This window comes from Proteus cibi (assembly GCF_003144405.1).
GTDB lineage: Bacteria > Pseudomonadota > Gammaproteobacteria > Enterobacterales > Enterobacteriaceae > Proteus > Proteus cibi.
The window spans coordinates 15,769-39,342 of the sequence record NZ_PENW01000031.1 but is presented as its reverse complement, the minus strand read 5'-3'; the positions used below and the strand labels follow the sequence as shown (position 1 = coordinate 39,342).

Annotated in this window: 21 protein-coding genes; 18 read left to right on the top strand and 3 right to left on the bottom strand. The window is 38.9% G+C overall.

All coding sequences use genetic code 11. The features are described 5' to 3' along the window. Positions 1 to 13 precede the first annotated feature (13 nt). From arcC to ilvN, 5 genes are all read left to right on the top strand, one after another. A complete protein-coding gene (gene arcC / locus DK865_RS15560; protein ID WP_023583515.1) occupies positions 14 to 961 on the top strand; it encodes a carbamate kinase in 948 nt (315 codons plus the stop codon). Between the two features lie 104 nt (positions 962 to 1,065). Then, positions 1,066 to 2,577, top strand: coding sequence for a YfcC family protein (locus DK865_RS15555; protein ID WP_023583514.1), 1,512 nt, complete (start codon positions 1,066 to 1,068; stop codon positions 2,575 to 2,577). A 243-nt stretch (positions 2,578 to 2,820) separates the two neighbouring features. Further along, complete coding sequence (gene ivbL, locus DK865_RS15550; protein WP_071788573.1) at positions 2,821 to 2,919, top strand: ilvB operon leader peptide IvbL; 99 nt, start codon at positions 2,821 to 2,823, stop codon at positions 2,917 to 2,919. Positions 2,920 to 3,027: 108 nt separating this feature from the next. Beyond that, complete coding sequence (ilvB, locus tag DK865_RS15545) at positions 3,028 to 4,725, top strand: acetolactate synthase large subunit (protein WP_023583513.1); 1,698 nt, start codon at positions 3,028 to 3,030, stop codon at positions 4,723 to 4,725. A 3-nt stretch (positions 4,726 to 4,728) separates the two neighbouring features. Further along, the gene (gene ilvN, locus DK865_RS15540; RefSeq protein ID WP_023583512.1) at positions 4,729 to 5,013 is read left to right on the top strand and encodes an acetolactate synthase small subunit; all 285 of its coding nucleotides are present in this window, start codon (positions 4,729 to 4,731) and stop codon (positions 5,011 to 5,013) included. Positions 5,014 to 5,092: 79 nt separating this feature from the next. Here the strand turns inward: ilvN and DK865_RS15535 are convergent, their stop codons facing one another. Continuing rightward, a complete protein-coding gene (locus DK865_RS15535; protein WP_023583511.1) occupies positions 5,093 to 5,671 on the bottom strand; it encodes a helix-turn-helix domain-containing protein in 579 nt (192 codons plus the stop codon). Positions 5,672 to 5,855: 184 nt separating this feature from the next. Between DK865_RS15535 and DK865_RS15530 the strand changes: the two genes are divergently transcribed. The 6 genes from DK865_RS15530 to DK865_RS15505 all read left to right on the top strand — a co-directional run bounded on the left by DK865_RS15530 (position 5,856) and on the right by DK865_RS15505 (position 13,633). Then, positions 5,856 to 6,602 (top strand): sulfite exporter TauE/SafE family protein, encoded by a 747-nt coding sequence (locus DK865_RS15530; protein WP_023583510.1) that lies wholly within the window; start codon positions 5,856 to 5,858, stop codon positions 6,600 to 6,602. Between the two features lie 200 nt (positions 6,603 to 6,802). After that, the gene (locus DK865_RS15525) at positions 6,803 to 7,990 is read left to right on the top strand and encodes an MFS transporter (protein ID WP_109392317.1); all 1,188 of its coding nucleotides are present in this window, start codon (positions 6,803 to 6,805) and stop codon (positions 7,988 to 7,990) included. Between the two features lie 741 nt (positions 7,991 to 8,731). Next, the gene (locus tag DK865_RS15520) at positions 8,732 to 10,078 is read left to right on the top strand and encodes an NCS2 family permease (RefSeq protein WP_109392316.1); all 1,347 of its coding nucleotides are present in this window, start codon (positions 8,732 to 8,734) and stop codon (positions 10,076 to 10,078) included. Between the two features lie 127 nt (positions 10,079 to 10,205). Next, a complete protein-coding gene (locus DK865_RS15515) occupies positions 10,206 to 10,709 on the top strand; it encodes a GNAT family N-acetyltransferase (RefSeq protein ID WP_109392315.1) in 504 nt (167 codons plus the stop codon). Positions 10,710 to 11,108: 399 nt separating this feature from the next. Then, positions 11,109 to 12,758: a Na+/H+ antiporter gene (locus DK865_RS15510; protein ID WP_023583506.1), complete on the top strand. Its 1,650-nt coding sequence runs from the start codon at positions 11,109 to 11,111 to the stop codon at positions 12,756 to 12,758. Between the two features lie 2 nt (positions 12,759 to 12,760). After that, complete coding sequence (locus DK865_RS15505) at positions 12,761 to 13,633, top strand: carboxylate/amino acid/amine transporter (RefSeq protein ID WP_036914651.1); 873 nt, start codon at positions 12,761 to 12,763, stop codon at positions 13,631 to 13,633. Here DK865_RS15505 and metR read toward each other — a convergent pair. After that, entirely contained in the window at positions 13,548 to 14,501 is a 954-nt protein-coding gene (gene metR, locus DK865_RS15500; protein ID WP_023583505.1) for an HTH-type transcriptional regulator MetR, read from the bottom strand. The two genes, DK865_RS15505 and metR, sit on opposite strands and share 86 nt — an antisense overlap. 106 nt (positions 14,502 to 14,607) lie before the next feature. Between metR and metE the strand changes: the two genes are divergently transcribed. Next, positions 14,608 to 16,881 carry a 5-methyltetrahydropteroyltriglutamate--homocysteine S-methyltransferase gene (gene metE / locus DK865_RS15495; RefSeq protein ID WP_023583504.1) on the top strand — a complete coding sequence of 758 codons (2,274 nt, stop codon included), beginning with the start codon at positions 14,608 to 14,610 and terminating at the stop codon, positions 16,879 to 16,881. Positions 16,882 to 17,059: 178 nt separating this feature from the next. Beyond that, positions 17,060 to 17,887: a hypothetical protein gene (locus DK865_RS15490; RefSeq protein ID WP_109392314.1), complete on the top strand. Its 828-nt coding sequence runs from the start codon at positions 17,060 to 17,062 to the stop codon at positions 17,885 to 17,887. 77 nt (positions 17,888 to 17,964) lie between these two features. Here DK865_RS15490 and DK865_RS15485 read toward each other — a convergent pair whose 3' ends face one another. Beyond that, complete coding sequence (locus tag DK865_RS15485; protein WP_023583502.1) at positions 17,965 to 18,357, bottom strand: YidB family protein; 393 nt, start codon at positions 18,355 to 18,357, stop codon at positions 17,965 to 17,967. Positions 18,358 to 18,998: 641 nt separating this feature from the next. Here DK865_RS15485 and udp point away from each other — a divergent pair. From udp to ubiE, 5 genes are all read left to right on the top strand, one after another. After that, positions 18,999 to 19,757 (top strand): uridine phosphorylase, encoded by a 759-nt coding sequence (gene udp / locus DK865_RS15480; protein WP_023583501.1) that lies wholly within the window; start codon positions 18,999 to 19,001, stop codon positions 19,755 to 19,757. Positions 19,758 to 19,906: 149 nt separating this feature from the next. Continuing rightward, on the top strand, positions 19,907 to 20,689 hold the full coding sequence (locus DK865_RS15475; RefSeq protein WP_036914649.1) for a tyrosine-protein phosphatase: 783 nt from the start codon (positions 19,907 to 19,909) through the stop codon (positions 20,687 to 20,689). Between the two features lie 71 nt (positions 20,690 to 20,760). Beyond that, complete coding sequence (locus DK865_RS15470) at positions 20,761 to 21,291, top strand: DedA family protein (RefSeq protein ID WP_036914647.1); 531 nt, start codon at positions 20,761 to 20,763, stop codon at positions 21,289 to 21,291. 102 nt (positions 21,292 to 21,393) lie between these two features. Beyond that, positions 21,394 to 22,734, top strand: a complete 1,341-nt coding sequence (gene rmuC / locus DK865_RS15465; RefSeq protein ID WP_109392313.1) for a DNA recombination protein RmuC — start codon at positions 21,394 to 21,396, stop codon at positions 22,732 to 22,734. Between the two features lie 83 nt (positions 22,735 to 22,817). Further along, complete coding sequence (ubiE, locus tag DK865_RS15460) at positions 22,818 to 23,573, top strand: bifunctional demethylmenaquinone methyltransferase/2-methoxy-6-polyprenyl-1,4-benzoquinol methylase UbiE (RefSeq protein ID WP_109392312.1); 756 nt, start codon at positions 22,818 to 22,820, stop codon at positions 23,571 to 23,573. Position 23,574: the final 1 nt, after the last annotated feature.

Genomic DNA, 23,574 nt, shown 5'->3' with positions numbered 1-23,574 from the left:
CAAGGAGTTAACAATGCCTAAAAAGGTATTTATTGCTTTAGGGGGAAATGCGTTGGGTAGTACGCCACTAGAGCAAAAGCAGATAGTACGAAAAACCGCAAAGCCCATTGTGGATTTGGTTGAGAAGGGCTATCAAGTCATTATTGGTCATGGAAATGGCCCACAAGTTGGGATGATCAATTTAGCTATGGATTATGCATCGCAACAGAATATCGGCACGCCTTATATGCCATTTGCTGAATGTGGTGCGATGAGCCAAGGTTATATTGGCTATCATCTACAACAGGCTATTAATGACGAATTATGTACGAGAAATCTAAATAAAAATCATGGTTGTGCCACCATTGTGACCCAAGTTGTTGTTGATAAAAACGATCCTGCTTTTTTATCACCAACAAAACCGATTGGCGCTTTTTATACTCAGCAGCAAGCTGAGGCTATTCAAAAAGAGCACGGCTTTCACTTTATGGAAGATGCAGGGCGTGGATATCGCCGAGTGATCCCATCGCCTAAGCCATTAGAAATTGTAGAATCACCGATTATTAAACAGCTAGTTGAACGCAATATTGTGGTGATCACTGTTGGTGGTGGTGGTATTCCTGTTATTCGAAAAGGGGATTTATTAGAAGGTATTGATGCGGTTATTGATAAAGATAACTCTAGCTCAAAATTAGCTGTAGAATTAAAAGCAGATATTTTATTAATATTAACGGCTGTTGATAAAGTGGCTATTAATTTTAATAAACCAGAACAAATAAATTTAGATAAATTAACACTTTCTCAAGCTCAGGAATATATTTCTCAAGGACAATTCGCAAAAGGAAGTATGTTACCTAAAGTGGAAGCCTGCCTTAATTTTTTAAAAGAGAGTGATAAAGGTGTACAAGCGATTATTACTTCTTTAGAGAATGCATTATCTGCTTTAGAAGGAAAAACAGGTACAACAATTATTTCTGGTTAATATCATACTTATCATTATTCTAAATTTCATTCTAATAATAGACTCTGCCAAATAGATATTATTTCTACTGGCAGAGTAGCCTCTTATTTAAGTCGAGGACGCTTATGAAACTTAAAAAGTTTGCGTTTCCGACCGCATTTACTATTTTATTTGCCATTACAGTAATTGTGGTTGGCTTAACGTGGATAATTCCAGCTGGCGAATATCAACGATTAAGTTATAACTCAGCAGAGCCATCATTAGTGGTTGCGAAAATAGATGGTTCTCATGAAGTGTTACCAGCAACTCAGGCAACATTAAATGATTTAAATGTCTCTATTGAGATTAATAAATTTACTGATGGGACAATTAAAAAACCCATAGCGATACCCGGAACCTATGAACGCGTAGCACAGCAACCCAAAGGAATAATGGATATTACCGAAAGTATGGTGAAAGGGACGATAGAGGGGGCGGATGTTATTGTTTTCATTCTTGTCTTGGGGGGATTGATTGGGGTTGTTAATCAAACCGGCGCATTCAATGCAGGTTTAACAGCGCTGGCGAATCGAACCAAAGGTAAAGAGTTTTTAGTGGTGTTTGGGGTCACGATTATATTATCTATAGGTGGGACAAGCTGTGGGATTGAAGAAGAAGCCGTTGCTTTCTATCCCATATTAGTACCTATATTCTTAATCTTGGGTTATGACGCTATTGTGTGTGTCGGGGCTATTTTCCTTGCCTCTTCAATGGGGGCAGGCTTCTCAACTGTAAATCCTTTCTCAGTGGTTATTGCATCAAATGCTTCTGGGATCAGTTTTATTGAAGGGATCGGCTTTCGTACTATTGGGTTGGTGATTGGTACGGCGGGGGTTTTGGTTTATTTATATTGGTATTGCAAGAAGATCAAAAAAGATCCGACTTTCTCTTACAACTATGAAAATGCCGAAAGTTTTAAACAGCGCTTTTTAAGTCATTACGATCCGAATGAGATATTAGAATTTTCGTGGCGCCGTAAAGTGATCCTCTGCTTATTTGTTGCTGCTTTTCCTATTATGGTTTGGGGTGTTATGGACATGGGCTGGTGGTTTCCACAAATGGCGGCTCTTTTCCTTGCTATCGCAATCATCATAATTTTCCTATCGGGATTAAAAGAAAAAACAGCCATTGATGGATTTATTCACGGGGCATCTGAATTAGTGGGGGTTTCATTAATTATTGGTTTAGCGCGCGGTGTTAACCTTGTGATGGAACAAGGTAAAATTGCTGACACTATCCTTGAATTTATGTCTCATATGGTTGCAGGAATGCCACCGAGCCTATTCTTATTAGCACAGCTCGTTGTCTTTATTTGTTTAGGTTTTATTGTTCCTTCCTCTTCTGGCCTTGCGGTTTTGGCGATGCCAATTATGGCGCCATTAGCCGATGCAGTGGGTGTTCCTCGTTATATGGTGGTATCAGCATATAACTGGGGACAATATATTATGCTGTTCTTAGCACCAACGGGATTGGTGTTAGCAACATTACAAATGTTAGATATCTCCTATAACAAATGGCTTAAATTTATTATGCCGATGGTGATATTTATGTTTGTCCTTTCGGCAACATTATTATTGGTTCAAGTTGCTTTTTTATAAAATAGAATCGATGTGTTTACGTTGAGAAAAGAATTTTTTGATTATTCTGTAATATGAAATTAATCTGGTTTTTTATGCTGCCATTAGGGGTGTTTTTTGATTTTCACTAGAAGTGATCTAGCTCTCGTTTTTAGTGGTGATAAAAAATAAACCGAAAAAAAAGGTTGTTAATTTGTAGAAGTTATGTTTTTTTAAATACAGATAACACGTAAACACATCATTAAATTAATTGATAGGTAACCCATGATCATCACTACTCTACTACAAAGCCTACGACTAACAGCGCATATCGCGGCTGTGGTTGTCGTGCGTGTGGTGGTGGTCGTCGGCAAAGCGCCGTAACGGGTCCGAATCAACACAGTTTCGAAACCCCGCCGGCGCACTAACCGGGCGGGGTTTTTCTTTTCTACCTGCCCATCAAGTCCGGCTTAGAACAAAGGACAGATAAAAATGGGTGATCAACAAGAAAACGCCACAACAAGTAGAACGTTTACTGGTGCGCAATTAATCGTTTATTTACTGGAACGGCAAGGCATCACAACAGTTGCAGGTATCCCTGGTGGGGCTGCACTCCCTTTGTATGATGCATTAAGCCAAAGTAAATCTATTCGACATATCTTAACTCGTCATGAACAAGGTGCTGGTTTTATTGCGCAAGGTATTGCCCGTGCAAATGGTAAACCTGCGGTTTGCATTGCTTCGAGTGGACCGGGTGCAACAAACTTAGTGACAGCAATTGCCGATGCTAAACTTGATTCAATTCCTTTAGTTTGTATTACCGGTCAGGTATCTTCAGCGATGATTGGAACGGATGCTTTCCAAGAAGTTGATACCTATGGCATGTCGATTCCTATCACAAAACATAACTATTTAGTTCGTGATATTGCGGAGTTACCGGAAATTATTTGTGATGCGTTTCGTTTAGCAATGTCAGGAAGACCGGGGCCTGTTTGGGTTGATGTACCAAAAGATATTCAGCAAGCCACTATTACATTAGAAGCGTTACCCCCTATTCCACAAAAAGATCCTGTTCCCGCATTTAATACTGATTTAGTCATACAAGCGGCGCAAATGATTAATCAAGCTAAAAACCCTGTTTTATATTTAGGTGGCGGGATCATTAGCGCTGAAGCATGTAAAGAAGCAATTGAATTAGCAGAGAAGAATAACCTGCCCACAACCATGACCTTAATGGGATTAGGATTAATGCCACCTTCGCATCCACTGTATTTGGGGATGTTGGGTATGCATGCGACTCGTAGCACCAATTTTATTTTAGAAGAAGCGGATCTGTTGATTGTATTAGGGGCGAGATTTGACGATCGTGCCATCGGTAAAGCAGAGAAGTTTTGCCCAAATGCCAAAATTATTCATGTTGATATCGATCGTGCGGAAATTAGCAAGATCAAACGCCCAGATATCGCGATCCACGCTGATGCGAAATCAGTGTTATCACTGTTATTACCATTGATTAATACAAACAAGCGTAATGAATGGATTGATCGTGTTACGACACTGAAACAAGAATATCCATTAGAGATGAAAAATGCTGAAAATATCCTGAGTGGTTATGGCATTGTATTAGCGGCTGCAAACTGTGTTGATGATGATGCCATTATTACAACAGACGTTGGACAACATCAGATGTGGGTAGCACAAGCGTATCCGTTAAATCGACCTCGACAATGGTTAACATCGGGGGGCTTAGGTACGATGGGCTTTGGTTTACCAGCAGCGATTGGTGCTGCATTGGCTGAGCCAAGTAAGAAAATCCTCTGCTTCTCTGGTGATGGTAGCATTATGATGAATATTCAAGAGCTTGCTACGGCGGCAGAGCACCAATTAGATATCAAAATTATTTTGATAAACAATCAGGCATTGGGATTGGTTCACCAACAACAAACGCTATTTTTTGAAGAGCGTATTTATGCTGCGGCTTACCCTTATCAAACTGATTTTATTCGTATTGCGCAAGGTTTTGGTTTAGATACCTGTGACTTAAATCAGGAAGCAGATCCTGCGAGTGCATTAAAAGCAGCAATTGACAAACCCGGTCCTTGCTTAATTCATGTCATGATTGATATTCATGAAAAAGTATTTCCAATGGTACCGCCAGGGGCGGCAAATATTGAGATGATAGGAGCTTAATTTATGTCACACCAATCACAACCTATCGCGCTGGAATTGATTGTTCGCAACCATCCCGGTGTTATGACCCATATTTGTGGGCTATTTGCTCGCCGTGCATTTAACGTCGATGGTATTTTGTGTTTACCGATGAAAAACAGCGATAAAAGCCGTATTTGGCTATTAGTGCAAAAAGATGATCGCCTTATGCAAATGGTGAGTCAGGTAGAAAAGCTTGAAGACGTAAAAGAAGTGAGATTCAGCGACGATTTACGTGTTTTTGAACAAATGGAAAGTTATTTAAACTAACTCGTCATTTTTCTTTCATGGGTGGCTTTATTCTTCATTAAGAGGAATAAAGCCATATTTTTATCTGAAATAAAAAATGTTAAGGACGATGATGGTAATGCTGTTGATTTGGGCTAGACATGATCACTGAGGCTCGTAAATGCCCTTCCACACAAATATAAGAGTGGGGCGCATTACCATGAAAAGCGTAAAAATCTCCCGTTTCTAATAAAACTGTTTCGTCGTTCTCAAAACGCATCATTAATTTACCAGAATAGACCATGATGTGCTCTTGAGTTCCATCAGCGTGAGCAGGGCTATTAATAATTGCACCATGCTTCATTTCGATATGCCAAATTTCAGTAATATTGCCGATGCCAATACGAAATTTAAACTCTTGGGCATAATCACCAACGATAGGTTTATGTCGTTCTAAACGAGGGTACTCTTCACGTGTAAAACTGAATAAATCTCCCAAAGGAAAGCCAAGCGCTATTGCGATAGCCTCTAAGGTATCGATTCTAGGATTAGAATCACCCGATTCTAATTTTGACAACGCAGCCTTAGATATTCCCGATTTTCTTGATAACTCATTAAGCGACAAGTTTCGAGATTGTCTTAATTGTTTGACTTTATTACCAAGGTATTCATTCGTTTTTTTAGGAGGTTGTGGGTTCATTGCCAATTCAAAATATTGTTAGTTTAAAAGTGCCATTCTGATTAGATAATAACACTAATTAACCGTATTCGGAAAAATGAGATCCTGTTTCTACTGTATTTTGTGAATAGTCTTACGATCACTGTTCGATTTTTAATAATTACGCTAACATCCTTCATCAAATGATAATTATTCAAGGTCTATTATGATGGATTTACTCAGTTGGTCTGATCTTTTTATCTGTCTACTTACCTTATTCTTTGCTTATGTTATTTTCGGTATGGCTGGGTTTGGCTCTGCGTTAATTGCAGGGCCTGTATTAGCACTTTATTTACCTCTTTCAATGATAGTGCCTTTATTGGCATTAATTGATTTAAGTGCTGCGATAGTGAATATCTTGAGAGATGGAAAACAAGCTGATTTTAAAGAGATACGCTATCTTATTCCGCTTATTATCATTGGTAGTCTTGTCGGTGCAACGATTTTATTAACCACACGACCTGATTTACTTTCTCTGCTTTTAGGTCTCTTTGCTGTTTGTTATGCAATTTATGCCCTGTTTTGGAAAAAACAAGAAAGCCAATTTTCTCAACGCTTGGTTTATCCTTTTGGATTAATTGGTGGCGTGTTTAGTGCGTTGTTTGGCAGTGGTGGTTTTTTATATGCGATCTATTTATCAGGCAGAATTGCCGATAAAAACAAGTTTCGCATTACACAAACGACATTGATTGGCTTTAGTACACTAACGCGAGTAGTCATTTTCTTATTTGCAGGTATTTATTGGCAATTGGCGATCCTTAAGTTAGCCATTATTTTCTTACCTGCGATGCTTGCTGGTGTATGGTTAGGACGCAATTTAACATTACGGATGTCAAAATCACGATTTATGAGTGTGATTTATACTATTGTATTGGCGTCAGGTACTGTGCTTATCTATCGTTATTTTTCTTAAGCGTTGCAGGATAAATAACGATGAAGTGAGAATATTGTGAAAGGCGAAGATCTTCATGAGTCAAATGGAGATCTTTCTCTGATTAATGCTACTTTTTAAGCATGTTTATCTATTTCTTATCCCCTATAATATAACAATATTTTATTTAACTACCTTCCTTTTATTACAGAGGTTTCTGTTATTCGCAGAAACAAAACAACATGTCACATCAAAATTATCGCCAATCTGAAGTTTTTGCGATAACAACTATCACGGTAAGCATTGGGGTTATCGGAATTGTTATCGGATTAACTATCCCTATGGTTGCACTGCGCCTTAATTTAGCGGGTATTAGTGAATCCCTCATTGGGCTTATTTCCGCGGCACCGGCTATTGGAATGTTAATTATTTCACCCTTTGCTCGGCACATTGTCCAATGGATTGGTAAACGCTTTGCCATGCTATTAGCAACGATCGTTTCTGCAATAAGTTTATTACCTTTAATGGGGAGCTTACCTCTAGAGTTGCTATTTCCTTTACGATTAATCACGGGTATTGCCAGTGGTGTGATGATTTGTTTAGGAGAAACATGGATTAATGAGCTTTCACCAGATAATAAACGTGGGCGGATTTTAGCGGTATATACCACCGTATTTACGATTAGCCAGTTACTAGGACCTTCAATTATTGCGCTTTATGGCGTCGCAGATAAGACACCTATTTTAATTAGTGTCTTTATTCATATTATCTCTATTGTCCTGTTTTTAATGATGGATCAGAAAACAGGAGATAAATTACCGAAAGATACACAAGCGCCTAATTTTTCTATTATCCGATTTGTTAAGGTTGCCCCCGCAATATGTGGCGGTATTGTTTTCTTCGCTTTTTTTGATGGTACCGTGCTTTCTATGTTTCCTATTTATGGACTAAGTATGGGACACACTGAAGCTATTGCTGCAATGATGATAAGCGCTATTTTAGCGGGTGATGCCATTATGCAAATGCCATTCGGCTGGCTTGCTGATCATATGAACAGAACACGGTTATATCGAATTTGTGGTGTAGTGACTTTACTTGCAAGCTTATTATTACCTATCACTATGTCTCATACCTTTTTGATTTGGCCTTTATTACTGGTATTAGGTGCAACAGCGGGTGCGATATACACCATTGCGTTGGTACAAATAGGGCAATATTTCTCAGGTAATGATCTGATGGTTGCTAATGCGTCAGCTGCGATGTTATGGGGAATAGGTAATTTAGCAGGACCTTTGTTGGCGGGGGCGATGTCAGAAATTTCGTCATCCTCACTACCTTTCTTATTGGTTGTTATGACAGGGTTATTCTTAGTTTCAACGATGGAACGTTGGAATATGGGTGTTGAAGAACTCAATAGCAGCTCATCTTAATATTATTTCTTCTCTATCGTGTTCCCTTTAGGGTGATAGGAATGCGATAGAGGAAGTCTTTTTTCTCGATTTCTAAATATTAAATTCTTATCTTATTGTTTCTTATAAATGATTATAATTATCTTTCGTAATTGTATTTATTTTGAAAGTTATTAAGAATAATCTAGAAATACTTATTTAAAACGGAAAATATTTGTTAAAACCGCGTTTATTCATCTAACGTTAGAAGTAGAAGATGACACGATCTTCAGATAAAAATAACGAATACTGCAAACCACGAATCGCCACACATTGGGAACGGGAGGTATTATTTATCTTGGTAACTTATTAAAGTTACTAATAATAGATAGAGATACCTAGTTATCATGTAATGCAATGTAAATTCAATAAAAACAATTAATTAAGCTGTTTTCTACTGTGAGATAAGTATGACATTGGATAATTGTACAAAAGTAGAATGATGGGGAAAGCCGGTAGTGGCTTTCCTCTTTTTCTGTTTTTCTCACTTTAAATTATCTTTTTATGACATTTTTATTAAAAATGTATTTTTTCACTTGATTCTTACCCTAAAAGCACCAGATAATCGTTTGCGTCAAATTCTCTCACTCAATCCACACAAAAAACCAAACGTTTGCTTTTTGACTCCCTCTTAAGATTTTTATCGATAAGAGGTTATTCTAATTGGTACGTAATCGTTTTCGTTTTTGGGAGAGTGAACCGTTTTTATGTCAGAGGAATGTAATGTCTGCTAATCAATCAGCAAGCACAGGTAAACTGGATAACTATTTTAAACTTACAGCACGCGGCACAACTGTTCGCAAAGAAATGATCGCGGGTTTGACGACATTTCTGGCTATGGTGTACTCCGTGATTGTTGTTCCTAGTATGTTAGGACAAGCCGGTTTTCCACATACAGCCGTTTTTATTGCAACCTGTTTAGTCGCGGGATTGGGCTCTCTTCTAATGGGATTGTGGGCAAATCTTCCTATGGCAATTGGTTGTGCTATTTCTTTAACTGCATTTACCGCTTTTAGCTTGGTTTTGGGACAAAATATCTCTGTACCCGTTGCATTAGGTGCCGTATTTTTAATGGGATGTTTATTTACCGTTTTCTCATTAACGGGCATTCGCACTTGGATCTTAAAAAATATTCCAATAGGGATTGCGCATGGTGCGGGAATAGGGATCGGGCTTTTTCTGCTTTTAATCGCAGCGAACAGTGTTGGATTAGTGATTAAAAATCCATTTGATGGTTTGCCTGTCGCAATGGGGAAATTTACATCATTTTCTGTTTTGATGTCACTTGCAGGATTAGCGGCCATTTTCGGATTAGAAAAACGTAAAGTACCGGGTGGCGTGCTATTAGTGATTGTGGCTATTTCGATTATAGGCCTTATTTTTGATCCTAATGTGAAATATCAAGGCATCTTTAAAATGCCTCAATTAGGTGAAGAAGGGCTGTCTTTATTGTTCGCAATGGATATTAAAGGAGCCTTACAACCTTTAGTGTTACCGAGTGTGCTTGCGCTAGTGATGACGGCTATTTTTGATGCGACAGGGACTATCCGTGCTGTTGCAGGTCAAGCAAACTTATTAGATAAACGCGGGCAAATTATTAATGGCGGAAAAGCGCTCACTTCTGACTCTGTTAGTAGTATTTTTGCGGGTGTTATTGGTGCTGCACCTGCTGCGGTTTATGTTGAATCTGCCGCAGGAACAGCAGCTGGTGGTAAAACAGGATTAACCGCAACAGTGGTTGGTATTTTATTTTTACTGATCCTTTTCTTATCGCCTCTCTCTTATTTAGTTCCCGCTTATGCAACGGCGCCAGCACTAATGTATGTGGGTTTATTAATGCTAGGTAACGTCACTAAGTTAGATTTCAGTGATTTTGTTGATGCGATGTCAGGCATGGTATGTGCTGTATTTATTGTTTTAACATGTAATATCGTCACCGGTATTATGTTAGGTTTCGGCTGTTTGGTGATTGGGCGTGTATTTGCAGGTGAATGGCGTAAACTCAATATTGGCACAGTATTAATTACCCTTGCTCTAGTGGCATTTTATGCGGGTGAATGGGCAATTTAATTTAAATAATCGTTTTTAAATATAAAAGGCGGAATATATCTTTATTCCGCCTTTTTGCTATTTATTTATCTATTTTTATTCGCTATTGTCGAAATTAAACCTAGTGATTAAATTTTTGGTAGAATATATGCAAGAAATAAAAATACGTCATGGTGAACCTGACGACGCTTCAGCAATTCAACAGCTATATACACATCCTGATTTATATATTTGTACTTGCCAATTTCCTTATCCTTCAGTCACGATGTGGAAGAAAAGATTACTTGAATTTTCAGAACAAAATATTCCTAATTTTGTTGCAACCATTGATGAGCAAGTCGTGGGGCATTTAGCACTGATAATTGATAACCATCCTCGTCGTCGTCATATTGTCAGTTTTGGTATCGGTGTTGGCGCTGAATACTCCGGAAAAGGAGTCGGTAAATTACTTATCAATACAGCAATTGATTATGCTTTCAATTGGTTAGCTGCCACACGATTAGAATTAGAAGTCTATTCAGATAACGAAAAAGGTTTACATCTGTATAAGAAATTAGGTTTTGAAATTGAAGGTGTACGCCGTAAAGCCGCTTTTAGAGCGGGTAAATATTGTGATGTTGTCATGATGTCGATGTTAAGAACAATTGAATAATCATTAGCATTACGAGTTACCTCTCAAATTTAATCGTTATTGTTATTTATCTATTGTTTTTTATTTAATGACTTAACGTTTTACGTTTTTATACGGTCTATTACATTGCTTAGACTGAAAAAGAGAAATAAAAACGTATGCTTTCTATAATTAATGCCGTTAATAAATAGAGAGCAATAAATTGTGTACGATGTGCGGTTTTAGATACGATTAATCTTAATTTTTAAATATTCTCACAGAGACTGTGTGGGATCTGTTTAAAATAAGCATAGATGTATAGATGAAGAGAGATATGATGCGCATATTTTACATAATATGTTTCTTTATCGTTCGGTAGGTTTCCCTTTTATAAGGGAAAGAGGGTCGGTTTTCAGGATAAAATAGGCATGTAAGGGTAACATGGAAATTTTCTTTACTATTTTGATTTTAATACTGGTGGTTTCAGTTTCGGGAGTGATCACAAAATTAATTCCCTTTCGTGTTCCGTTACCATTAATACAGATTGTGATAGGGGCTTTATTGGCATGGCCTCAGTTTGGTTTACATGTCACTTTTGATCCTGAATTATTCCTCGTTCTATTGATCCCACCTTTACTTTTTGTTGATGGTTGGAAAACACCGACACGAGAATTTATCCAAAATGGGCGTGAAATTTTTATTCTTGTGCTTGTTTTAGTCATGGTGACAGTTGTTGGTATCGGTTATCTGATTTATTGGATGATGCCAAGTATCCCTCTTATTTCGGCATTTGCATTGGCAGCAGTACTTTCGCCAACGGATGCGGTTGCTCTCTCTTCCATTGTTGGTAAGGGGCGAATACCTAAGCGAATAATGGGCATCTTAGAGGGTGAAGCATTAATGAATGATGCTTCGGGTCTGGTTGCCTTGAAATTTGCGGTTGCTGTGGCAATGGGAACGATGGTGTTTACTGTTGGTGGTGCAACCCTTGAATTTTTCAAAGTCGCTGTCGGCGGATTACTGGCAGGTATCGGTGTCACCTTAGTTTACAGTAAATCTTTACGATTGATGAGCCGTTGGAGTGGAGACGACCCCGCTACACAAATCGTCTTTATGTTACTTCTGCCTTTTGCCTCTTATCTTATTGCAGAACATATTGGTTTTTCTGGTATTTTAGCTGCCGTTGCCGCCGGTATGACTATCAGTAAATCCGGGGTTATCAGAAATGCGCCTCTTGCGATGCGCTTACGTGCTGATAGCGTGTGGTCAATGCTTGAATTTGTCTTTAACGGCCTTGTCTTTATCATGCTTGGCTTACAGCTTCCTATTATTTGGACAAGCTCTGTTATTCAAGCAGATCTTGACCCAGAAGTTGAAGTCTGGATGCTGTTTGCTGCTGTTTTCGTTATCTACTTTGCACTACTGATCCTACGATTTACGTGGTTATGGCTAATGAAGAAAATTAGCCGGATCTTTATGAAAAAGCATCCACTTGATTTCGCTAATTATACAACGCGTGAATTGTGGTTATCGTCATTCGCAGGTGTTCGTGGTGCTATTACGCTTGCCGGTGCGCTTTCTATTCCACTCTTTTTGACCGATGGCAGTACTTTCCCAGGGCGTTATCAAATTATCTTTATTGCTGCGGGTGTTATTTTACTGTCGATTTTAGTGGGTATCATTTCGCTTCCTTTTCTATTAAAAGGTGTGAAAGCAACTGACAAAGAAGCCGATAAAAACGAAGTTCGTTATGCGCGTAAAGTGATGGCAGAAGTGGCGATTGTCAGTCTGAATAAAATGGAAGAGCGCTTAGCTGCAAGTACCGAAGAGCAGTTGGATGCGGAAGAAATTAATGAAGTTGCTTCTCGCGTAACGGGTTATTTAAGACGCCGTACTGCGGATCAAGATGAAATGATCCATAACGCGTTAGAAGAAGATCTCGAAAGACGTTTTCGTTTAACAGCATTACGTGCTGAGCGTGGTGAACTTTATCACCTAAGAGCGACGCGAAAAATCAGTAATGAAACGCTCCAATTATTGCTACATGAGTTGGATTTAATGGAAGCCTTATTAGTAGAGAAAGACAGTTAATTATGTGGTTGCTCGTTATTACAACACTGTTATGGGCAGCCTCTTTTAGCCTGATCGGCGAATACCTCGCCGGTCAGGTTGATAGCTGGCTTTCTGTTTTGATCCGCGTTTCTCTGGCGGCTTTGGTCTTCTTACCTTTTTTACGTTGGAAGGGGCTTCGCTTTAAGGTAATTTTGCTTTATATGCTTGTGGGGGCTTGCCAACTCGGTATTATGTATCTGTTTGTCTTCCACGCTTATAACTATTTGACGGTTGCAGAATTTTTACTTTTTACTGTATTAACACCGCTTTATGTCACGTTAATTTATGATTTATTAGAGCGTCAGAAATTACGTTGGGGCTATGTATTTAGCTCATTATTAGCAGTATTAGGTGCAGCTATCATTCGTTATGACCATTTAAGTGATGATTTTTGGTATGGATTATTATTAGTTCAACTCGCTAATATCTTCTTTGCTATTGGTCAGGTGGGGTATAAACGATTAATGGAAGTGCATCCTATTCCACAACATCATGCATTTTCTTGGTTTTATCTTGGCGCAGTTGCTGTTTCACTGGTTGGTGCATTGTGTTTTGCCGACTGGCAGAAAATGCCAACCACATCTCTACAATGGGGTGTCTTACTCTGGTTAGGCATTGGCGCTTCTGGAATAGGGTATTTCATGTGGAACTATGGTGCCACACAAGTTGATGCTGGAACCTTAGCGATTATGAATAACATGATGGTTCCAGCAGGATTATTAGTGAATTTTTCTATTTGGCAGCAACATCCAAATTGGCCAAGTTTCATCATAGGCGCGAGCCTGATTGTTGCATCACTTTGGATCCATCGACGCTGGATACGCCGACCTGCTTTACAAAAGGAAGATTGTTAACAGCATGCTGGCCTGATAAGCGAATAAACTCTCGGATAGCCGGTTGATGTTGCTCTCCATGACGGTTAGCAGCATATAATCGGCTCCATAATCCCTCACCTAATGTTTTTGTCACCACTAATCCTTGTTTTTCAAAATTTTCAACAGCCCAATGAGGTAATGCCGCAATTCCCATGCCGGCTGCAACCATTTGAATTAACAACAATGTATTATCGACATGTTTAAAATGTGGGGTGATCCCCGCGGGTTGTAAAAAATGGCGCCATACATCAAAGCGCTCTCTTTGTACGGGATAAATAAATAAGGTTTCTGCAATTAAATCTTGCGGCTGAATATGTAAGCGATTAGCAAGAGGGTGATCCGGTGATAAAACTAATTTGACTTCATAGTCAAATAACGGCGTGTAGTGTAAACGAGGGTCATCCAAGATATCGGATGTTAACACGACATCTAATTCACGCTGTAATAATGCGGGTTGTGGATCAAACGTTACGCCCGAATGAAAATCGACAGTCACTTCAGGCCATGTTTGGCGATATTGTTGTAATGCGGGAGTTAACCATTGAATACAACTGTGGCATTCAATAGCAATATTCAAATTCACACTCCCCGGTTCATTACATGTATCGAGCGCTCTACGAACGATAGGCAAGACTTCTTCTGCTAATTTAACGAGTACGTCCCCCTGTGGTGTGAAACGCAGTGGTTGGCTTTTACGCACAAAAATTCGATAACCAAGGCGATGTTCTAATTCACTAAATTGATGTGAAAGAGCCGATTGCGTTTGATGTAACTGATTTGCTGCGTTAGCAAGAGAGCCTGTGTGCTTCAAGGCTAAGATCGTTTTTAAATGTTTTATTTCTATCATGAGAAACCTTCAAGTTATTGATGAAAAATTTGCGCTTGTGATTTATACACTACCTGTAGATTATGGATGTGTAAACATCTAGACGGCTAAAAATAGGATTTTAATTATGACAATTCGCAATCACACACTCGGCTTCCCTCGTATTGGCTTAGATCGCGAGCTAAAAAAGGCGCAAGAAAATTATTGGGCAGGTAAGATTTCACAGGAAGAATTGATTGCGGTGGGTAAAGCGCTTCGTGCTCGCCATTGGCAACAACAAGCAGAGGCAGGTGTTGAATTATTACCTGTCGGTGATTTTGCTTGGTATGACCAAGTATTAGGTACAAGTCTACTGTTAGGTAACGTACCACCTCGCCATCGTAATGAAGATGGGTCTCTCGACCTAGATACGCTATTCAGAGTTGCTCGTGGGAGAGCACCGACAGGTAAACCCGCTGCTGCATCTGAAATGACGAAATGGTTTAATACTAACTATCATTATATCGTACCGGAATTCCAACAAGGTCAATCATTTACCTTTGCATGGAAAGAGTTATTAGATGAAGTCGATGAAGCATTAGCGCTTGGTCATAAAATAAAACCTGTGTTACTGGGGCCTGTGACTTATCTTTGGTTAGGCAAAGTGAAAGGGCCTGAATTTGATAGATTAACGCTTCTAAAAGATATTTTACCTATTTATCAACAAGTTATTTCTGCATTAAAAGAAAAAGGTATTGAGTGGGTGCAAATTGATGAACCGGCTTTGGTACTGGATTTACCTGTTGAATGGCAAAATGCGTATCAAACAGCTTATCAAGCATTAACAGGACACACTAAATTACTACTGACGACCTATTTTGATGGTATTTCTCATCATCTTGATATTATTAAAAATTTACCTGTTAATGGGCTTCATGTTGATATTTCAGCAGGGCAAGATGATTTGCAGCATTTACACCAAGCATTACCTAAAGATTGGGTACTGTCATTAGGTGTGATTAATGGTCGAAATGTGTGGAAAGCAGATTTAAGTGCACGTTATCAGCAAGTAATTGCATTAAAAGGGAAACGTCCATTATGGATTGGAACTTCATGTTCATTACTCCATAGCCCAATTGATTTAAATGCAGAAACAAAACTTGATGATGAAGTAAAAAGCTGGTTTGCTTTTGCCATTCAGAAATGTGAAGAAGTTGCTTTGTTAGCTAAGGCATTGAATGCGCCAGAAGGTGAGTATGCTGAACAATTGGCACAGTACAGTGCGCCAATTCGTCAACGTCAACACTCGACCCGTGTACATAATGCAACCGTTGAAGCTCGTTTACAGGCAATTGAAGCGCGAGATAGTGAAAGAAATTCACCTTATACCCAACGCGCAGAAGTACAACGTACTCGGTTTAATTTGCCATTATGGCCAACGACTACGATTGGCTCATTTCCACAAACAACCGAAATTCGTACTGTCCGTTTAGATTTTAAGAAAGGGCGTATTGATACGGCTGCTTATCGCACAAATATCAGCGAACATATTAAACAAGCAATATCCGAGCAAGAAAACCTTGGTCTAGATGTGTTAGTTCATGGTGAAGCAGAACGTAACGACATGGTGGAGTATTTTGGTGAGCATTTTGATGGTTATGTGTTTACCCAAAATGGTTGGGTACAAAGCTATGGCTCTCGTTGTGTAAAACCCCCGGTGATTATTGGTGATATTAGCCGACCAGCCCCCATCACTGTGAATTGGGCAACTTACGCGCAGTCGTTAACTGAAAAGCCAGTCAAAGGCATGTTAACGGGTCCTGTGACAATCTTATGTTGGTCTTTCCCTCGTGAAGATGTGACGCGTGAAACAATTGCAAAACAGATCGCGTTAGCACTGCGTGATGAAGTGGATGATTTACAAAAAGCGGGTATTGGTATTATTCAAATTGATGAGCCTGCGTTACGTGAAGGATTACCACTACGTCGTAATGAGTGGCAGGCTTATCTTGACTGGGCAGTCGATGCTTTTAAATTAAGTGCCGCCATTGCCGATGATGAAACACAAATCCATACCCATATGTGTTATTGCGAGTTTAATGACATCATGGATTCTATTGCAGCACTGGATGCGGATGTTATTACTATTGAAACTTCACGTTCAGATATGGAGCTTTTAGAGGCTTTTGAACACTTTGATTATCCAAATGAAATTGGGCCAGGTGTTTATGATATTCATTCACCTAATGTGCCAAATGTGGAATGGATCGTCGGTTTATTAAGAAAAGCACAATCTCGAATTCCCGCAGAACGTTTATGGGTAAATCCAGATTGTGGATTAAAAACACGAGGCTGGCCTGAAACACGCGCAGCATTAGCGAATATGGTTGAGGCCGCTAAATATTTACGCCAGAACGCGTAATAAAATAGAGAATTGTTTATTAGCCTGTTATTTTTGATCTGCTACTTTAGATAAGCCGCATAGTCAAAATAGCAGGCTAAACTTATCTAAACTTTTAAAAAAATATTCATTAAAACCTAGCGTAAATCTTATTATTGATATTCTTGGGAGTTGCTATACTGCGAACACTCTCTAATTTATGGATATAATTATTGTGCAAACTAGCATTACACTTTCGAATAAAATATTAGATGCTTTCCCATCGCGACCTTTGAAATTAGTTCCATTAAGAGGAGATGGTGGATTATTTCGCACCTTATTCTTAGTTATTTTCATGCTAGCGATGACGGTATTTAGTGCTTATCAAATTCCCAATATTCTTTATGATTATAAAATCAGTGAGAATGCCGTACCTGTTGATGCGACGGTGAATGGCTCTTGTCGTTCTCAACTGTTTGTTTTGACTAACTGTAGTGTTGATCTACGTTATAAAGGCAATGAAGTTTCGCGTAATTTTACTTTTTTAGATTTAGGCACTAAAGATGTGTTAGTTGAACCCGTCGCTGATGCAAATGATCTCAGTAAAATGACTGTTGATGTGGCGATAGATAATATTTGGCTTCGTTTAATTAGCACGATTATTTTTGTCGGATTATTTGGTTTTTGTGTGATATTTTTTATTTATCGTCAAATACTGACAAGTAAAGTGAGAAAAGCATTATTATCAGTGGGAACGCAACCTTTAAAATTAATCGCTGTTCCTGCAAAAATGGTTGTGAGTAATAAGCAATTTATTGCTACTTATCATCTTAATCTAGAGGGTAAAGATATTCGTATTGCTTATTCAGGGAATAAGAAAGCGCCTCCAATTGTGATTGAGCAAAATGGAAATACCTACGTATTAGCCGTTTATTCACCGCAACAGAATATCCCTTATGCTTTGGATGTTCCTTTAGAACGTATTCAGGCAACACCTGAAGAAAAACAACGTTTTCATGACGCGTTGATTGAAGAAGGTTTGCTGTAATCAATTTTGATTATTAAGAATGGGTGCGTTTTCTCTTATGGGATGTAAGGGAAAACGCATTAAAACCGTCTGTTTATTTAGCCACCAAAAATTTTTGCTTTTAAAATATCCATCCCCGCACTGGCTAAATCTAAGTCTTGAGGTACAACGCCATCCGGTGTGACTTTATCAATTAATTTAGGTAAGTATTGCGCCGCCATTTCAGAAGCCTCTGTCGCACTTAAATTAATTTTTGACGCAAGTTCGTTAATCACCGGTGATGAAAAAACTGCGACGATTTGTTCTGCACTGATAGGTAAATTTGTATTTGTACTTATCCAAGATTGAATAAGCTCACTTAAACCCGCCGTATCAAATTGCTTGATTAAGCCTTCAATGCCACCTTGGGAGCCAACCCAGTCAAGGACAGTTTTATATTGATTGATTTTCTCGCCACCTAGTAGGCTCGCAATTTGGTTAAATAAGCTCATATTCACTCCGGTGACGATCTGTTTGTCACATTAGATGTTTATTTTAAGGGCGGGTAGTTTACTCGCTATAATCGTTATACTTCAAGTTACTCGTCATACTTCAAGCTGTCGCGTTGTTGACTTCGTTCATTCGCACTAGTCACATACTACTGTATGCTCCTAGCAACTCATTCACTTGTCGCCTAGCGACATCTTGAATTATTTAGAGTATCTACTCGTCAACTTTTAATTAATCGCGTTGTTGACTTCGTTCATTCGCACTAGCCACATACTAATGAATGCTCCTAGCAACTCATTCACTTGTCGCCTGGCGACATCTTGAATTATTTAGCGTAGATTTTGAAATCGTTTAGAGTAGAGATTAGGGTATTTATATTCGATAAGGTGTTTATTGCATCTATACTAATTAATTAGGATGGATGCATGAGTATCTTGCATGATTGAAGTAAGTGAATATCGATAATGTATTTGCTGATAATGCATTTCAAATGCTGTTTTTCGTGATTTTTATCACAATTTTATGAAATTGTTACTTCGTATGGTTTCTTGTAAGTGACATTAGTCACTAAAAAGGTCTGAAAAACTGATACAGTAACTTTTAATTTAATGATCATTGGTTTTGTCCCATTGAGGAGTCCGATATGTCTGATGTATTTCACTTAGGTTTAACCAAAAATGACCTACAGGGTGCCACTTTAGCAATTGTTCCAGGTGATCCTAAGCGTGTTGAAAAAATTGCAAAATTAATGGATAACCCAGTTCATCTGGCTTCTTTACGTGAATACACGTCATGGCGTGGCGAAATTGATGGCAAAGCTGTCATTGTTTGTTCAACAGGTATCGGTGGCCCATCTACCTCTATTGCCGTTGAAGAATTAGCACAGTTAGGTATCCGTACTTTCTTACGTATCGGTACAACTGGGGCAATTCAAGAACATATCAATGTAGGTGATATTCTTGTGACTACGGCGGCGGTTCGTTTAGATGGCGCAAGTTTACATTTCGCACCAATGGAATTCCCTGCTGTTTCTGATTTTGAATGTATGAACGCATTGTACAAAGCCGCTAAAGATAATGGCTCAACGGTACACGTAGGTGTTACCGCATCTTCAGATACATTCTATCCAGGACAAGAACGTTACGACACCTATACAGGTCGTGTTGTTCGCCGTTTCAAAGGCTCTATGAAAGAGTGGCAAGAAATGGGTGTAATGAACTATGAAATGGAATCTGCAACTTTACTGACAATGTGTGCAAGCCAAGGTTTACGTGCAGGTATGGTTGCCGGTGTTATCGTAAACCGTACTCAGCAAGAAATTCCAGATGCGGAATTACTGAAGAAAACTGAAAATAATGCACTAGGTATCGTTATCGAAGCCGCGCGTATTTTAATGAAATAAGTTTTTTTTAATTCAATATGAAAGCCCCTAATACCTTGGTATTAGGGGCTTTTTTTGTATGGTCATTCATCACGTTAATGTGTCAACAGACGCTGATTTCTGTTAAGGTCTTTGAGGTCTTAACAATACAAAAAATGAGAAGAGGCATTATGACTGATATCTTACAAACACATCCTTCGGTGTTGCCTTTAGTTGGCGGAATTAATTTTCGTGATTTAGGGGGCAAAAAATTGAGTAACGGTGGTGTTATTAGACCCGGAATGCTCTTTCGCTCAGGCTCACTGGACAGATTAACCAATACAGACCAATCTCTGCTCATTGATAAAAATCTTTTTCAAATCATTGATTATCGTGATAGTGGCGAGATTGTTGATAAACCAGACCGTGTCTGGGAAGGGGCGCAATATTATCACGCTCCTGCAAACCCGCTATCCAAAGAAGTTTCTGCAAACCTTGAAAAGCTGACACCGGAAATACTTGAGCAGTTTGATGCTAAAGCCTTTATGTTTCAGTTATATCAATTATTACCTATTAATAACCCCGCCTATAAACAATTAGCTATGTTGTTAAAGCAACCAGAAAAAGGGGGCGTTGTGCAACATTGTGCGGTAGGTAAAGACAGAACAGGTATTGGCTCCGCTTTAGTACTGTTTGCTCTTGGTGCCTCTTTAGATGTGGTGATGGAAGATTACCTACTTACCAATGAAACACTAGCACCTTATCGCGCTTATCTTTTAGAAGAACATGCCAAAACAATGAGTGATAACATTGTTGATAAATTTGCCTATGTTTATTCAGTACAAGAAGCGTTTTTGCAAACGGCATTGGCGAGTATTAATCAGCACTACGGTAATGTGGATACTTGGCTAGAGAAAGATATCGGTTTAGATGCTTCGAGCCGCGATGCCTTACAAAATTATTTTCTTGAATAATAAAGTAATTTATATTCGGTTAATCAAAATGTTTTATTTTACTTAGATTAACCGAATTTAAGGTCTCTATTTTGACAATACAAGACATTATTCATACCATCACTCTCTTTGTAAAAGAGCACGAAATTTGGGCTATTCCGATCGTGTTTTTGCTTGCTTTTGGTGAATCACTCGCATTTATTTCTTTGCTTATTCCTGCCACGGTTATTTTATTGGGATTAGGTGCCTTAATTGGTGAGAGTGGTCTGTTTTTCTGGCCGATTTGGCTTGCTGCTGCATTAGGTGCTTTCTTTGGTGATTGGATCTCCTACTGGGTCGGTTTTCACTATAAAGAGGGGGTGAGAAACTTATGGCCAATTTCACGTTCACCACAAACATTGGTGAGAGGACATCAATTCTTTAATCGTTGGGGAATTTGGGGGGTGTTTATTGGGCGATTTTTTGGACCTTTTCGTGCAATTGTCCCATTAGTTGCGGGTATTTGTGCGATGCCACAACGTTATTTTCAAATTGCTAATTTAACATCAGCCATGATCTGGGCATTTGGTATTTTGGCGCCGGGTGCTTTTGGTTTGCAATGGCTTGCGAAATGGATGGGATAACTGCGTCCTTTATCGCAAATCAAGTCATGATGTAAATTGTTGCTAGACAATATAGCCTATGCGTTTTAACGTAGCCCGCTGGAAAGTAAAAAGGTCACTTTAGTGGATATTCAGTTGTTATACGGGATCATTGGTTTATTGGGAGGAGTGCTTGTTGGTGGCGCGCTGGTTTGGTGGTCTATCCAACAACGTTTATCCGATAAAGAAACCATGCTACGTGAAAATCATACACAGCTTGCTATTGCGCAAGAAAAAGCGGTGATTATCCCTTCTTTACAACAACATATAGAACAACTAGAGCAAGAATTACGTGCTCAGAGAGAAATTATTACTTCTCAAGAAGCGGAGTTAAGAGAAGTGACGACGCGTTGGGAAGAAAGCCGAATATCCGCAGAAGAAAAACAGCGATTATTAATGAATAGTGAGCAGCGGCTCGCGACACAGTTTGAGAACTTAGCTAATCGTATTTTTGAACAGAGTGGACGTAAAGCTGAAGAGTTAAATCGCCAAGGGTTAACCCATTTACTTTCACCATTTCGCGAACAGCTCGAAAGCTTTCGGCGACAAGTTCAAGAGGGTTTTGGGCAAGAGGCGAGAGAGCGACATACCTTAGTTCATGAAATTCGTCAGCTCCAACAATTGAATGTAAAAATGGCACAAGAAGCGGTTAACTTAACTAATGCCCTAAAAGGGGATAATAAAGTTCAAGGTAACTGGGGCGAAACGGTATTAGCACGGATATTAGAGTCTTCAGGATTACGTGAAGGTCATGAGTTTGAAACGCAGGTAAGTATTCGACATGAAAATGGTAGTCGCTATCAACCTGATGTGATTGTGCATCTACCTCATGGTAGAGATGTGATTATCGACGCTAAAATGTCGCTAGTGGCATATGAAAAGTATTTTAGTAGTGATAATGATAATGAACGTAAACAAGCGCTTTATGCGCATGTGAACTCAATTAAAGCGCATATTAAAGGATTGAGTGTAAAAGATTATCATAAACTACCGGGTGTAACGTCTTTAGACTATGTTTTAATGTTTATACCTATTGAGCCCGCTTATCTTGTTGCAATTGGTCATTCTCCAGATTTGCTAGAAGAAGCATTGAAAAACAATATTATGTTAGTTGGGCCATCTACTTTACTTGTTGCTTTACGTACAATAGCTGCATTGTGGCGTTATGAATATCAGAGCCAAAACGCACAAGAAATTGCCGACAGAGCGGCTAAAATGTATGACAAATTAAGACTTTTCGTTGATGATATGCAAGGGCTAGGAAACAGTATTCAAAAAGCGCAGTCTGGCTATCTATTAGCGATGAAAAAACTCTCTGAAGGTCGTGGAAATCTTATCAGTCAAGCGGAAAGCTTTAAATCCTTAGGGGTTGAGATAAAAAAAACGATTGATAATGATCTCATTGAAAAATCAGCATCTGATTGATTTGATAAAATAAAGAGATAGCGATTTCTGAAAATGACCAGTACTGAATTTACTAAATTTTGATTAATTAGCGGGCAAATAATATGACTCAACAAACTAAGGAAACAACAGATTTTGGTTTCCAAACCGTTGACAAAGATGATAAACAAACCATGGTTGCAAGGGTTTTTCACTCTGTCGCGTCTAAGTATGATTTAATGAATGACTTGATGTCTTTCGGTGTTCACCGTATTTGGAAACGCTATACCATTGAAGCTAGTGGTGTAAGACGTAACCAACGTGTTCTTGATCTTGCTGGTGGTACGGGTGATTTAACAGCTAAATTCTCTCGCCTTGTCGGCGAAAATGGGGAAGTTGTTTTAGCTGATATCAATGACTCAATGTTGAAAATGGGACGTGAAAAGCTACGCGATCACGGCATTGTTGGGAATGTTAACTATGTACAAGCGAATGCTGAAGAGTTACCTTTCCCTGATAACCATTTTGACTGCATCACAATCTCCTTTGGCTTACGTAATGTGACCGATAAAGCCAAAGCGCTACGTTCAATGTTCCGTGTATTAAAGCCAGGTGGACGTCTGCTGGTACTCGAATTCTCTAAACCTGTTCTTGATCCTTTAAGTAAGATTTATGATGCTTACTCTTTCCATATCCTACCGAGAATTGGTCAAGTGATTGTGAATGATGCTGAAAGTTACCGTTATTTAACAGAGTCAATTCGCATGCATCCAGACCAAGAAACATTAAAAGGTATGATGGAAGAAGCGGGATTTGATCAAGTTACCTATACCAATATGACTGGAGGTATAGTTGCATTACACAAAGGATTTAAATTCTGAG